This is a genomic window from Massilia sp. 9096 (assembly GCF_000745265.1).
GTDB lineage: Bacteria > Pseudomonadota > Gammaproteobacteria > Burkholderiales > Burkholderiaceae_D > Telluria.
Window position 1 is genome coordinate 4,168,117 of the sequence record NZ_JQNN01000001.1, and the last position, 13,658, is coordinate 4,181,774.

General features: G+C 64.4%; 8 protein-coding genes and 2 tRNA genes. 4 read left to right on the forward strand and 6 right to left on the reverse strand.

Annotated features, from left to right (window positions below):
* Positions 1 to 13: 13 nt before the first annotated feature.
* The 4 genes from dinB to FA90_RS18025 form a co-directional block, all read right to left on the reverse strand.
* The gene (gene dinB, locus FA90_RS18010) at positions 14 to 1,090 is read right to left on the reverse strand and encodes a DNA polymerase IV (RefSeq protein WP_036171059.1); all 1,077 of its coding nucleotides are present in this window, start codon (positions 1,088 to 1,090) and stop codon (positions 14 to 16) included.
* Positions 1,091 to 1,216: 126 nt separating this feature from the next.
* A complete protein-coding gene (locus FA90_RS18015) occupies positions 1,217 to 3,085 on the reverse strand; it encodes a S8 family peptidase (protein ID WP_036171062.1) in 1,869 nt (622 codons plus the stop codon).
* A gap of 197 nt (positions 3,086 to 3,282) precedes the next feature.
* Positions 3,283 to 5,109, reverse strand: coding sequence for a S8 family peptidase (locus tag FA90_RS18020; protein ID WP_036171065.1), 1,827 nt, complete (start codon positions 5,107 to 5,109; stop codon positions 3,283 to 3,285).
* A 661-nt stretch (positions 5,110 to 5,770) separates the two neighbouring features.
* Positions 5,771 to 8,008, reverse strand: coding sequence for a TonB-dependent receptor (locus tag FA90_RS18025; protein ID WP_081933920.1), 2,238 nt, complete (start codon positions 8,006 to 8,008; stop codon positions 5,771 to 5,773).
* Between the two features lie 334 nt (positions 8,009 to 8,342).
* On the opposite strand from FA90_RS18025, the gene FA90_RS18030 reads away from it, so the two are divergent.
* The 4 genes from FA90_RS18030 to FA90_RS18045 all read left to right on the forward strand — a co-directional run bounded on the left by FA90_RS18030 (position 8,343) and on the right by FA90_RS18045 (position 9,865).
* Positions 8,343 to 8,418, forward strand: a tRNA-Val gene (locus FA90_RS18030).
* Between the two features lie 40 nt (positions 8,419 to 8,458).
* A tRNA-Asp gene (locus FA90_RS18035) sits at positions 8,459 to 8,535 on the forward strand.
* A 278-nt stretch (positions 8,536 to 8,813) separates the two neighbouring features.
* Complete coding sequence (locus FA90_RS18040; protein ID WP_036171067.1) at positions 8,814 to 9,656, forward strand: DUF6159 family protein; 843 nt, start codon at positions 8,814 to 8,816, stop codon at positions 9,654 to 9,656.
* Positions 9,653 to 9,865, forward strand: coding sequence for a hypothetical protein (locus FA90_RS18045; RefSeq protein WP_036171069.1), 213 nt, complete (start codon positions 9,653 to 9,655; stop codon positions 9,863 to 9,865). Before FA90_RS18040 ends, FA90_RS18045 begins: the two co-directional genes overlap by 4 nt.
* Positions 9,866 to 9,921: 56 nt before the next feature.
* Here FA90_RS18045 and FA90_RS18050 read toward each other — a convergent pair whose 3' ends face one another.
* Together FA90_RS18050 and FA90_RS18055 are read right to left on the reverse strand one after the other, a co-directional pair.
* Positions 9,922 to 11,073: a diguanylate cyclase gene (locus FA90_RS18050; protein WP_239700810.1), complete on the reverse strand. Its 1,152-nt coding sequence runs from the start codon at positions 11,071 to 11,073 to the stop codon at positions 9,922 to 9,924.
* 249 nt (positions 11,074 to 11,322) lie between these two features.
* Complete coding sequence (locus tag FA90_RS18055) at positions 11,323 to 13,647, reverse strand: YgiQ family radical SAM protein (protein ID WP_081933921.1); 2,325 nt, start codon at positions 13,645 to 13,647, stop codon at positions 11,323 to 11,325.
* Positions 13,648 to 13,658 lie beyond the last annotated feature (11 nt).

A 13,658-nucleotide genomic window follows, 5' to 3' on the forward strand; every position in this document is an offset into this window, starting at 1 on the left:
CGGTAAGGGTTTTTCAGTGTGTTGTGCGTTCGTCAAACAAGCTCAGTTGCTCGACTTGCTCGACGTCGGCCAGGCGTACGCCGACGCCGAGCAGGCGCACCGGGCGGCTGGCGCGCTGCCAGCCGGTTTCCATCAGGCGCCGGTAGGTTTCCAGGTTGGGCGCATGGCCGACGCACTCGACCGTCGTTTGCTGGAAGTCGGAAAATTTAATTTTCACGAATAATTTGTTGATGAACTTGTCGGCATTGTTTCTCTTGATACGGCCTTGCAAATGCTCCATCAGCTCGGGCAACAGCGCCAGGCAGGCCGGCAGATCCGGCACGTCGGGTGTGTACGTTTCTTCGGTGCTGATCGATTTGCGTTCACGCACCGGGTTGACCTCGCGGTCGTCGATCCCGCGGCATAAATCGTACAGGCGCGCGCCGAACGAGCCGAAATGCTCCTGCAGCCGCGCCATGCTCCAGTTGCGCAGGTCGGCGCAGGTCTGGACGCCGAGCCCGTTCATCTTGGCCGCCGTCACTTTCCCGACACCGTGCAATTTCTTGACCGGCAGCGCGGAGACGAACGCGTCGACTTCATCCGGGCGGACCAGAAACAATCCATCCGGCTTGTTCCAGTCGCTCGCGATCTTGGCCACGAATTTATTCGGCGCCACCCCGGCCGAGGCCGTGATGCCGACGGTGTCGAAGATGCGGCGCCGGATCTCCTGCGCGATCAGGGTGGCGCTGCCCTTGCAGTGTGGCGAATTCGTCACGTCCAGGTAGGCTTCGTCCAGCGACAGCGGCTCCACGAGTTCCGTGTAGTCCTGGTAGATCTCCATGATCTGGCGCGAAGCGATGCGGTACTTCTCCATGTTCGGCGGGATCATCAGCAGATCCGGACACAGCTTGATCGCCTGCGCCGTCGCCATCGCCGAGTGGATGCCGTACCGTCTCGCTTCGTAATTGCAGGTGGCGACCACGCCGCGCTGGTCCGGCCGTCCACCGACCGCCAGCGGCCGTCCACGCAGCGACGGGTCATCCCGCATCTCGACGGACGCGTAGAAACAATCGCAATCGCAGTGGATGATCTTGCGGACGGGGTCGTTCATACTGTAATTGCATACAGTATCGCCGAAGCGATGTTGTTGTGCAAGCCAATGACAAAAAGGCCCACCCCGGTTCGCCGGAATGGACCTGTTATTTCAACCTGGCTCAAACAGCCTCAACTACCCGGATTACCAGGCCAGCTTCAGTGAATACTTGCCGTTGGTGGCGCCGGTGCCGCCGCGGTAATACACCACGCGCACGTAGCGCGCCGCGGCCGTCGTGCCGGTGTTGGCGGTCGATGCCGCTTCCACCACGCCATTGCCGTCCTTGGCGCTGTAGGCCAGGCGCGTGCCCGCTGCATTGTAGATGTAAAGGTCGTAGTCCGAGCTGGCGTTCGGGCTCAGGGTCGCGCTCAGGGTCTTGCCGGCCGGGAGCTGGACCACGAAATAATCCGTATCCGCGCTGTTGGCGATGGTGCCGTTGACGATCGTGCCCGAGGTCGCGATCTTGTTGGCGGTGGTGACGGTGTTGTTCGACTCGGTTTCCGCGATCGTCGGCGCGACCGGCGCCGGGGCCGGCGCCGGCGTCGTGCTCGCGCCGCCGAGCGCCGCGTTCACGGCCGCGCCGGCGTCGACGATGCCGGCGCCGCAACCCGGGCAGGCGGCCGGGAAGGCGCGCGCGGTCGACTTCAGCTTGGCGGCGACGTCGTCCGGGGTCAGGTTCGGATTGGCCGACAGCATCAGCGCGACGACGCCGGCCACATGCGGGGTCGCCATCGAGGTGCCCATGTAATAGGCATAGCTGTCCGCGCCCGGCGTGGTGGTGCCGGCGTTCAGCGTCGACAGGATGCCGGCCCCGTTGTCGCCGCCCGGGGCCGCGATGGTCACGATGCTGCCGGTATTCGAGTACGAGGCCTTGCCGCCGGTGCGGCCGGTCGCCGCCACCGCGATCACGCCGGCGCAGTTGGCCGGGCTGCTGGTGCTGGCCTCGGTGTTCGAGTTACCCGCCGCGACCACGACCACGGCGCCGCGCGAGCGCGCGCTGTTGATCGCGTTTTGCGTGGTGGTGTCGCAGGCGCCGCTGCCGCCCAGCGACAGGTTCAGTACGCGCGCCACGTTGGCGTTGGCCGGCACGCCCGAGACGCTGCCGCCCGAGGCCCAGATCATGGCGTCGGCGATGTCCGAGGTGTAGCCGCCGCATTTGCCGAGCACGCGCGCCGGGACGATCTTCGCGTTCCAGGCGATGCCCGCCACGCCGATGCCATTGTTGGCCTTGGCGGCGATGGTGCCGGCCACGTGGGTGCCGTGCCAGCTCGAGTTTTCGTCGGCCGCCGGCACGCCCGCCGCGCATTGGCCGGCCGTGGTCCAGTCGCCCGGATCGCTGGCGTCGCTGTCGCGGCCGTTGCCGTCGTTGGCGATGGTGGTGTTGGTGATGAAGTCGTAGCCTTGCAGGATCTGGTCGGCCAGGTCGGCGTGCGGGCGGTAGCCGGTGTCGATCACGGCGACGTTGACGCCGGCGCCGGTCGAGCGGTCCCAGGCGGCCGGGGCGTTGATGCCGCCGGCGCTCTCGAACAGGTCCCACTGCTGGCCGTAGCTTGGATCGGTCGGGGTCGCCTGGGCGGTCATGATGCGGTCCGGCTCGGCGTACTCGACGTTGCTGTCGCGCGCCTTCAGCTCGGCGGCCAGCTGGCGCGCCTGATCGAGCGTCATCGTGTGGTTCAGCTGGAACACGTGGGCGCCGCCGGCGGTTGCGCGCAGCGCGCGCAGGGTGGCGCCGAACTGCTGGCCGGCGCGGTCGAGGATCGCCTGGCGCGCGGCCGGAATCACAGCAAGATTCGCGGCGGCAGCAGCCGGGGGCACGATCTTGCCGTCTACGGCGTTGACGTCGACGCCTTGCGCGGCGTCCTTGTATTTGACGATCAGGCGGTCGGTCTGGGTGATGAAGTGGGGCGTCTTGTTGCCGTCCTGCTGGCCGGCATGCGCCATGGCCAACGGCCCGGCGGCGAGCAAGGCGCCCATGAGGGCCGATACGATGAGGGACGTGTGACGCTGCGTCATTTGTTTCCTTGGGAAGTAACTCTGGGGAACGATGCGAAGGGAATAAAGCTATCCTGCAGCGTAATAAAAAACGGCCCGCTTGGGGCCGTTTTTGGGTAATTTACCGCAGGAAATTTTTCTCAAGTAATTGAATATTAAGAAAATTCCAGACAACGCACGCCCGTGCGAGCGTGCATGCTGCTCATGCTACGTCCGGCTTACCACACCAGCTTCAGCGTGTACTTGCCGCTGGTCGAGCCGGTGCCGCCGCTGTAGTAGACCACGCGCACATACACCGTCACCGCCGTCGTGCCGTTGTTGACCACCGATGCCGAATCGACCGCGCCGGTGCCGTTGGTGCTGGACGTGATCTGGGTACCGGCCGAGTTGTAGATACTCAGGTCGTAGTCCGAGCTCGAGTTCGGGGTCAGGGTCGACGCCAGGGTCTTGCCGGCCGGGAGCGAGACCGAGAAGTAGTCGGTGTCCGAGCTGCTCGACATCGTACCGTTGACCGTCGTGCCGGACGTCGTCACCTTGTTGGCGGTGCTGACCGTGTTGTTCGACTCGGTTTCCGAGATCGTGGTGCCGGTGCCCGAGCCCGCGCCGGTGGCGGCGTCGATTGCGGCCGATGCATCGAGGATGCCGGCGCCGCAGCCCGAGCAGCTGGCCGGGAAGGCGCGCGCGCTCGACTTCAGGCGCGCGGCGACGTCGTCCGGGGTCAGGTTCGGGTTCTTGGCCAGCATCAACGCGACCACGGCGGAGACGTGCGGGGTCGCCATCGACGTGCCCATGTAGAACGCGTAGCTGTCGGCGCCCGGCGTGGTGGTGCCGGCGTTCAGCGTCGACAGGATGCCGGCGCCGGTGTCGCCGCCCGGGGCCGCGATCGTCACGATGGTGCCGTAGTTCGAGTAGGATGCGCGCCCGCCCGAACGGTTGGTCGCCGCCACGACGATCGTGCCCGAGCAGTTGGCCGGACTCGAATTGCTGGCGTTCTGTGCCTCGTTGCCGGCCGCGACCACGACCACGGTGTTGCGCGAGCGCGCACTGTTGATCGCGTTTTGCGTCGTGGTGTCGCAGGCGCCGCCGCCGCCCAGCGACATGCTGATCACGCGCGCCGGGTTGGCGTTGGCCGGGACACCCGAGACGCTGCCGCCCGAGGCCCAGACGATGGCGTCGGCGATGTCCGAGGTGTAGCCGCCGCACTTGCCGAGCACGCGCAAGGGCACGATCTTGGCGCCGTAGGCGATGCCGGCGACGCCGCTGCCGTTGTTGGTCAGCGCGGCGATGGTGCCGGACACGTGGGTGCCGTGCCAGCTCGAGTTCTCGGCTGGCTGGCCGCTGCCGCATTCGCCGGCGGTGACCCAGTCGCCCGGGTCGCTGGCGTCGCTGTCGCGGCCGTTGCCGTCGTTGCCGATGGTGGCGTCGGAGATGAAGTCATAACCTTGCAGGAACTGGCCGGACAGGTCCGCGTGCGGGCGGTAGCCGGTGTCGATCACGGCGACCTTGACGCCGGCCCCGGTCGACTTGTCCCAGGCGGCCGGCATGTTGATGCCGCCGGTGGCCTCGTAATAATCCCACTGCTGGCTGTAGCTGGTGTCGTTCGGGGTGAGCAGCGCGTGCATCATGCGGTCCGGCTCGGCGTACTCGACGTTCGGATCGCTGGCGACCAGGTCGGCCGCGACCTTGCGCACGTCCGCCAGCCCCATCTTGCGGTCGAGCTTGAGGATGCGGGCGCCGGTGGCGATCGAGTGCAGCTCTTTCATTTGCGTGCCGTGCTTCTGGCCGACGCTGTCGAGCAGCGCCCTGCGGGTGCTCGCGAGCGGCGCGGCCTTCAGTTGTGCAACGGCGGCGGCATTGCCCTTGACCGACATCGGCGCGGCATCCTCCTTGTATTTGACGATGAGGCGGTCGGTCTGGTCGCCGATGGCGGCCACCTGCGACGCCGGCGCGGCCGAGACGCCGGTGCTGGCGGCGGCGCCCAGGCCGATGACGGCGGCGGCGCACAACTTCAGGACTGCAGGGGTGATCGATTGCTGAGACTTCATGTTTCTTCCTTAATAAAGAAAAGCATCAAGTTTTTGATTTTCCGCAAGCACGAATGCTTGAGATCTCGTTTTATTCAGCGCCAGATCAGCACGCCGAATTTCCGTCTGAAAGCGGATAAGGCAGAGTAGCGCGAACTTTATATGTACGCGGAAATTTCACAATTGAATTCGATGCAAATACAACAGATCTGCCATGCGGTAGCGCTAAAACCTATATTGTTCGGGAAATTGTGAAATCGACAGAAGAACATATTCCTAGGCAAAAGACCCATCGATTACACTTTTGTATTGACTTTCAGGCGTTGATCGACTGCTCAGGTATTCGTATTGATCTGGAACAGATAATTGTTAAATCTCCCCCCGTTGCAGGACGCTGCGGTAGGGCGATAAAAAAGGCCGCGTTTCTTCGCGGCCTGTTACCGCATGCGGCTGCAGGCTTGCCCTGCCACCCTTGCCTATCGCTGCAGGCAGTGCAGCGCGCCGCAGCTCGTCACGTACAGCGTCCGACATCGGCGCCACATGGTGATACCAGAAAGCGTACGAGGTGCCTTCCGGATTTTTTCATGTCAAACAAAAACACCCTGCCAGCGTGCGCTGTGCAGGGTGTCGGACTTCGCATGGGCCGCGTCGCGCGCGACCCGTTTCACGTCATGCGTTCAGATCAGAAGTTGCCCTTGAACTGCAAACCGAAGACGCGCGGCTCGTTGGTGAAGCCGGTCAGGTTGTTGAAGTCGATGGCGCCGGTGATGCGGCGCTGGTCGAGGACGTTGCGGGCGAACGCGGCCAGTTCGTACTTGCCTTCCGCCCAGGTGTAGCCGACGCGCACGCCGCCTTCGGTCAACGGCTTGCCGGTGAACTCGGCGGCTTCGTACAGGAAGAAGTTGATCTTCGAACGCCACGACCAGTCGGTGTAGACGAAGAACTCGCCGTCGCCGACCGGGATGCCGTAGCGCGCCGACGCGTTCGCGATCCAGTGCGGCGCCTGCGGCAGTGCGTTGCCGTTGATCGACACCAGGCCGTTGGCGGCGATCGGGTCGGTGATCGTGCACTGGGCGCACTTGGCGACGTACAGGTTCGGATCCTTGATCTCGGTGAAGTTGTACGATGCGCTGGCGTTCAGGCGCAGCGACGGCGTGACGATGCCTTCGAGCTCGAGCTCGGCGCCGCGGCCGGACGACTTGGCGGCGTTGATCAGCTTGGTGACGTTGGAGTTGCCGCCAACCACGGTCAGCTGCTGGTTCTTGACTTCATAGTCGTACAGCGAGAACGCGACGCGGGCGCGGCGCTCGAACAGGTCGGCCTTGATACCGCCTTCGTACGAGGTGATGGTCTCGGCATCCGCGACCGTCACCGGCACCGACGCCGAAGCGGCGGCGATCGACGGGGCGCGGAAACCGGTGGCGACGCGCGCGTACAGGTTGACGTCGTTGGTCAGCTTGTAGGTGCCGGAGGCATCCCAGCTCACCTTGCTCTTGCTCTCGTTGACGCCGGCCGGTCCGATCAGGACGACGTTGTCGTGGGCCAGCGTGATGAAGTCTTTCTTGTCATCGGTGTAACGCACGCCGCCGCGCACCGTGAAGGCATCGTTGACCGCGTAGGTGACCGAACCGAACACGGCGCCGGCCTTGTTCTTCTGGTTCGACTCGACGTGCGAAGTCTGGGCCTGGGTGGTGCTGTCGTAGTTGTTGCTGTAACCGGTCGCATCTTCATTGAAGTAGTACACGCCGGCCTGCCAGTTCAGCGGGCCGCTGTTCTTCGATTCGAGACGGAATTCCTGCGACCACTGGCTCAGGTCCTTCAGGCCGCCGCCGGTCTGCACCTGGAACGGGACCACGCCCGGGCCGGCGGGGATGCCGCCGTCGATGTCGCCGCGGCTGTAGTAATGGTCGACGCCTTCGTAGCCGGTGATCGAGTACAGCTTGACGTCGCCCAGGTCCCAGGTCAGGCGCAGGTTGGTGCCGGTGGTCTTCAGGCTCTGGTTGTTGAGGGCGTTGGTGACGATGCTGTTCAGGTCAGTACCCGGCGCGAAGTCGTTCGTGCCCTTCTGGATCAGGTTGGCGCGGAACAGGCGCGCGCTGCCGTCGGTGACGCGCTCGTGGGCGTTGAACAGCGCGGTGAAGGTGCCGTCCGTCGGGGCGTACATGATCTGGACACGTTCGGCATGCTCGTTATAGCCGTCCAGGTCGCCGGTCTTGTGGGTCTTGGCGAGGTCGCTGTAGTTGCTGACGTAGTCGTCGCGGCGCTGGCGCAGGGTCGACACGCGCATCGCCCATTCCTTCGACAGCGGGATGTTGACGGCGCCTTCGAGGCTCTCGGTGGCGTGGGTGCCGGCCGACACGTTGTAGTAGCCCTCGAGCTTTTTCGTGTTCGGCTTCTCGGAATCGAACTTGACCACGCCGGCCGGGGTGTTACGGCCGAACAGGGTGCCCTGCGGACCGCGCAGCACTTCGACGCCGGCGACGTCGAAGATCGGGAAACCTTTCAGGATGCCGTTTTCCTGGACGATGTCGTCGTACACCAGCGACACCGGCTGCGACGCGAAGGTCGAGAAGTCGGTATTGCCGTAGCCGCGGATGTAAAAGCGCGGGAAGGTGCGGCCGTTGGAAGACTCAATGTTCAAGCTCGGGACCTTGGCGGCCAGCACGCGGATGTCGTCGCCGCCGGACATCAGCACGTCCAGCTTGTCGCCCTTGATGGTCGACACCGACACCGGCACGTCCTTGATATTCTCGGCGCGGCGCTGGGCGGTCACGGTCACGGTCTGCAGCTGGGTCGTCTGGGACGACTGATCGGTTTGTGCGGTCTGGGCCAGGGCGGCGCCGACCGGCAGGGTCGCCAGTGCGAGCAGCGCGCCATGCGCGGCGATGACGCGCTTATGCATCTTGGACATTTTGTTCATTGAGTTTTTTTCCTAGGGAAGAGTAAAAAAGCCGCGTGTCTCCGCTATTCCTCGTTCCCGGCGGCCGCCTGAGGGCCGCGCAACCGACGCCGCATCTTGTTGATGTCTTTACATGTCGGTTTATCAAAGGCGACATTGTCGAATATATGATTATCCTTATGCAAGGGATAAGTTTTCCAGCAGCTTACATACAACACTTTGTGATATATGCACTTTGCATGGCGCGTCGAAATGTTCAATTTTTTCGGAAAACCTCTTGCGCAGCTTTGAACCGGAGGCTATGATGCGTGCCTCTTCAGACGTGATGACAAACGTTGCAAGATACCTCGCAAGAGGGCGCTTAGCTCAGTTGGTAGAGCGGATCCCTTACAAGGATTAGGTCGGGAGTTCGAGCCTCTCAGCGCCCACCATCCTAGGTATCGGAAAATGAAGCACCGATCAAAGTAAAACGGAGCGGTAGTTCAGTTGGTTAGAATACCGGCCTGTCACGCCGGGGGTCGCGGGTTCGAGCCCCGTCCGCTCCGCCAGATGCATGAAAAAAGGTCCGCTTGCCGGGCCTTTTTTCTTTTCAGGTACAGAGGATCTCCCCTGCGGGAGATCCGGTTCGGGGCTCGAAGGGAATCGCTTGCAAGCGATTCCGCGGCCCGCGGCACGTGGGCGAGCCCCGTCCGCTCCGCCAGATGCATGAAAAAAGGTCCGCTTGCCGGGCCTTTTTTCTTTTCGGGCGTCGTGAGAATTCGACTTTCCGACTCTTGCGTTCTGGTAACCTCTTTTGTTGACACCCCCGTCAACCAAGGAGTCCGCCATGTTCGATCGCTTCAAGCGCAGTTTCGATCTCGTCCGCGCAAGCGCGCGCATCCTGCGCCGCGACAACCACCTGATGTTGTTCCCGGTGATCTCCGGCGTCACGATGATGCTGGTCGTCGCCGCCTTCCTGCTGCCCCTGTTCGGCTTCAAGTCGATCGACGGCCTGGGCCGCTCCGGCCTGTATTCGGCCGCCTTCCTGTTCTACGTGGTCCAATACTTCGTCATCTTTTATTTCAACACGGCGCTGGTCGGCGCGGTCATGGTCCGGCTCGACGGCGGCAGCCCGACGCTGGGCGACGGCCTGCGCATCGCCAACAGCCGTCTCGGCGCGATCCTCGGCTACGCCGTCATCTCGGCCACCATCGGCGTGATCCTGCGCAGCATCCAGGAGCGCGTCGGCTTCATCGGCCGCCTGATCGTCGGCCTGATCGGCGCCGGCTGGGCGGTGGCGACCTACCTGGTGGTGCCCGTCATCGTCACGCGCAACGGTGGCGCGATCGACTCGATTTCGGAAAGCGCCAGCTTGCTCAAGCGCACCTGGGGCGAAAACCTGGTCGGCCAGACCGGCCTTGGCGCCGCCTTCGGCCTGGTGTACTTCGGGCTGGCCGGCGCCATCGCCGTGCTGGCGATCGTGCTGGTGCCCGTCGCAGCCGCGCTCAGCCCATGGCTGTTCGTCGCCGCCGCCGTGTTCGTCGTGCTGGCCGTGCTGGCATGCGCGCTGGTCCATGCGACCCTGACCGGTATCTATTCGGCGGTGCTGTACCGCTACGCCGTCGACGGCAGCGGCACGCCGGGCTTCGATGCCGCCATGCTGGGGTCGGCGTTCCAGCGCAAGTCATGATCGACCAATTCATCGAGATGACCCGGGCGGTGATCGACGAGGATGGCTTCGAAGGGTATCTGCCGACGCTCGTGCTGCCGGAGCAAAACGAGGTGATGGTGCTCGACGACGTCCCCGCCGATATTGATAGCGAGCGCGCCGCCCTCGACTGGGCCGGGGCGGTTGGCGGGCAGGAGCAGGACTATCGCGCGCCTCGACGGGCAATATAGCGAGCAGGTTTGCCTCGCTTGAGATCGCGCAGCACGATGCCGCCGGCGCCTCGGCGTCAGGCGCTCTTGAAGATCGCCGGCCCGACTTCGACGCGGTTGCGCCCGCCGGTCTTGGCGGCATACAGCGCGTGGTCGGCGCGCGCCAGCGCCGCGGTCAGTTCCTCGTTCGGCTCCACCATCACCAGGCCGATACTGACGCTCATGCGGTAAGTCGGGGCGCAGTCGATCACGGCTTGGCTGAGCGTGACGCGCAGGCGTTCGGCGGCCTGCAGCGCGCCCTCCAGCGGCGTGCCGGGCAGCGCAAGCGCGAATTCCTCGCCGCCCAGGCGGCCCAGCAGATCCGGATCGCGCAGCACGCCGCGCGCGGTGTCGGCGAACAGGCGCAGCGCCTGGTCGCCGCAGGCATGGCCGAAGTTGTCGTTGAGCTGCTTGAAGTGGTCGAGGTCGAGCATCAGCAGCGCCAGCGGCTTGCGCAGGCGCAGCGTCAGCTGGCGCGCGCTTTCGGCGCGCTCGAAAAAGGCGCGCCGGTTCAGCGCATCGGTCAGCGAATCGATCGTGGCCATGCGCTGCATCTGGCGATCGTCGCGCTGCTTGCACATCAACAGGAAACCGAAGCCGGTGACGATCATCAGGAGGTAGCTGGCCAGGTAGGCGAGGCCGCCGATGACAGTCGTGCCGCCCGCATTGGCGCCTTTTTCCACCACCAGCCAGATACCGATCGCGAGCGCATACAGCACGTCGTTGACGCCGATGATGCGCTCGAGCAGCGTGCGCTTCTTGCGCAGATCCAGCAGTACCACTGATGCATTGAAGGTGTACACGGCGATCAGGCCGCCGACGACTGCAGTCATCTGCGTGCGCGATGCGCCGGCGAACAGCGCACATCCAATCGTGACGATAGCGATTCCGATCGGTACCGGCATCAAACGCCACAAGCTGCGAAAACCGAAGAAACGGCAATACGCGGCCACTTCGAGCAGAACCCCGCCGATCCAGACGCCCAGCGCGAACACCTCGAAGACGTGCGATCCCATGCGCGGTGCGATCCACCAGGCGCATTCGCCCAGGCCACATGCCAGGCGCGCCCACATCCAGTCGCGCAGCGCCAGGCTGCGCTCGGCGCCGTGCATGTAGCACGCCATCAGCAGCGCAAAAGCGACATTGCCGACGCCGAGCGCCAGCATGAAGGTCTGAATATCGATCACCACGGTTCTTTCATGAACTTACCGTAAAATGATGGTCGCAATTAAACGGTTGTTTCCTCAAAGAACTATCTTACATGGTTTTAGAAACGCCCCTTGCACAATTCGACTATGGCGCTAGTCAGATATCTTGACTGTGGTCATGAGGCCACGGATTGAAACGGCTGCCTGGCGTCCCCAGCGTAGTGCTCGGGACGAAAAAAAACCGGAGCCTGCGCCCCGGTTTCATTTGCGACTTTATTAAGCGCGAGCCCTTTACTTGCGCCCTGCCCTCGGCTTGGCCTTGATGGTCGACAGGATGCCGGCCTTGGCCTTGCCCGGAGGCGGCGCGAATCCGCCACCGGCCGGGGCACGATCGCCCCCGCGCGCGAAGACACGTTCCTCGCCACGCGGCTGGGCGCCACGGCGCGCCGCCACTTCGATCACGCGGCCCTTCGGCGCGGCGCTTCTGGCTTCGGCCACCAGCGGCAGGTGCTTGCGCTCACCGCGCTCGTGCGCCGCCTCGGCTTCGCTGCCCGGCGGCGGCACCAGGTGACGCTCGCCATTGCCGATCAGGTCGCCGCGGCCCATGCGTTTCAGGCCCTCGCGCAGCACCGGCCAGTTTTCCGGATCGTAGTAGCGCAGGAAGGCTTTATGCAGCTTGCGCGTCTTGCCGCTCTTGGCGGTGATGACTTCTTCCGACTCGTCGGTGACCTTGTGCAGCGGGTTCTTGCCGCTGTGGTACATCGTGGTCGCCATCGCCATCGGGGTCGGCGTGAAGGTCTGCACCTGGTCGAGGTGGAAGTTGTTCTTCTTGAGCCACAAGGCGAGGTTGAGCATGTCCTCGTCGGTCGAGCCCGGGTGGGCGGCGATGAAGTAGGGGATCAGGTACTGCTTCTTGCCCGCTTCCTTCGAGTACTTGTCGAACAGCGCCTTGAACTCGTCGTAGGCGCCGATGCCCGGCTTCATCATCTTGGAAAGCGTGCCCTCCTCGGTGTGCTCCGGCGCGATCTTCAGCAAACCGCCGACGTGGTGCGTGACCAGTTCCTTGACGTACTCGGGCGAACGCACGGCCAGGTCGTAGCGCAGGCCGGAACCGATCAGGATCTTCTTGATGCCGGGAATCGCGCGCGCCTTGCGGTACAGCGAGATCAGTTTGCTGTGGTCGGTGCCCAGGTTCGAGCAGATGGTCGGGTAGACGCACGACAGGCGGCGGCACGACTCCTCGATCTTCTTGTCCTTGCACGACAGGCGGTACATGTTGGCGGTCGGGCCGCCGAGGTCGGTGATGGTGCCCGCGAAATTCTTGGTCGTGTCGCGGATCAGCTCGATCTCGCGCAGGATCGACGGCTCCGAGCGGCTCTGGATGATGCGGCCTTCGTGCTCGGTAATCGAGCAGAAGGTGCAGCCGCCGAAGCAGCCGCGCATGATGTTGACCGAATAGCGGATCATTTCCCAGGCCGGGATGTGCGCCTTGCCATAGCTCGGGTGCGGCGCGCGCGCGTACGGCAGGTCGTACACGTTGTCCATCTCGTCCATGGCGAGCGGCAGCGGCGGCGGGTTCAGCCAGACGTCGCGGTCGCCGTGCTGCTGCACCAGCGCGCGCGCGTTGCCCGGGTTCGACTCGAGGTGGAACACGCGCGAGGCGTGCGCGTACATCACCGGGTCTTCGCTGACGGTCTCGAAACCCGGCAGGCGCACCACGGTCTTGCGGGCTTTTTCGCGCGCGGCGGCCTGGCGTTCTTCGCGCGTCATGATGACGATCGGTTTCAGGATCGGCTGTGAATCCGGCTCCGGCCCGGCGTTGTCGCGCGCGCACTGCTTCGGATCTTCCAGCGCCATCGCGTACGGGTTCGGCACCTTGTCGATGCGGCCCGGCACGTCCACGCGCGTGGAGTTATGCACGGTCCACTCCTCGTCCGGCATCCAGCCGTGCGGCACCAGGAAGGCGGTGCCGCGCAGGTCGCGGATCTGCTTGATGTTTTCCCCGGCCGCGATGCGGCGCGTGACGTCGACCAGCGCGCGCTCGGCGTTGCCGAAGATGACCAGGTCCGCCTTCGATTCGAACAGCACCGAGCGGCGCACCTTGTCCGACCAGTAATCGTAATGCGCGATGCGGCGCAGCGAGGCCTCGATCGAACCGGCGATGACCGGCACGCCCGGGAACGCTTCGCGCGCGCGCTGGCAGTAGACCGTCACGGCGCGGTCCGGCCGTTTATTGGGCGCGCCGTCCGGGGTATAGGCGTCGTCCGAGCGGATCTTGCGGTCGGCCGTGTAGCGGTTGACCATCGAGTCCATGTTGCCGGCGGTGATGCCCCAGTACAAATTGGGCTTGCCGAGCGCGCGGAACGGCTCCACGGAGGTCCAGTCCGGCTGGCTGATGATGCCGACGCGGTAACCCTGCGCTTCGAGCAGGCGCCCGACCAGCGCCATGCCGAAACTGGGATGGTCGATGTAGGCGTCGCCGGTGATCAGGATGATGTCGCACGAATCCCAGCCCAGCTTGTCCATCTCGGCGCGCGACATGGGCAGGAAGGGGGCAGCGGGAGCACGGCTGGAACGTTTGGCAACGTTCGAGAAGAGATTGGCGGGGGAGTTCATTGGCCGACATT

Excerpts from the sequence above, each read along its gene's own strand:
- dinB (WP_036171059.1), bottom strand. The coding sequence starts at position 1,090 with ATGAACGACCCCGTCCGCAAGATCATCCACTGCGATTGCGATTGTTTC.
- FA90_RS18015 (WP_036171062.1), bottom strand. The coding sequence starts at position 3,085 with ATGACGCAGCGTCACACGTCCCTCATCGTATCGGCCCTCATGGGCGCC.
- FA90_RS18020 (WP_036171065.1), bottom strand. The coding sequence starts at position 5,109 with ATGAAGTCTCAGCAATCGATCACCCCTGCAGTCCTGAAGTTGTGCGCC.
- FA90_RS18025 (WP_081933920.1), bottom strand. The coding sequence starts at position 8,008 with ATGAACAAAATGTCCAAGATGCATAAGCGCGTCATCGCCGCGCATGGC.
- FA90_RS18040 (WP_036171067.1), top strand. The coding sequence starts at position 8,814 with ATGTTCGATCGCTTCAAGCGCAGTTTCGATCTCGTCCGCGCAAGCGCG.
- FA90_RS18045 (WP_036171069.1), top strand. The coding sequence starts at position 9,653 with ATGATCGACCAATTCATCGAGATGACCCGGGCGGTGATCGACGAGGAT.
- FA90_RS18055 (WP_081933921.1), bottom strand. The coding sequence starts at position 13,647 with ATGAACTCCCCCGCCAATCTCTTCTCGAACGTTGCCAAACGTTCCAGC.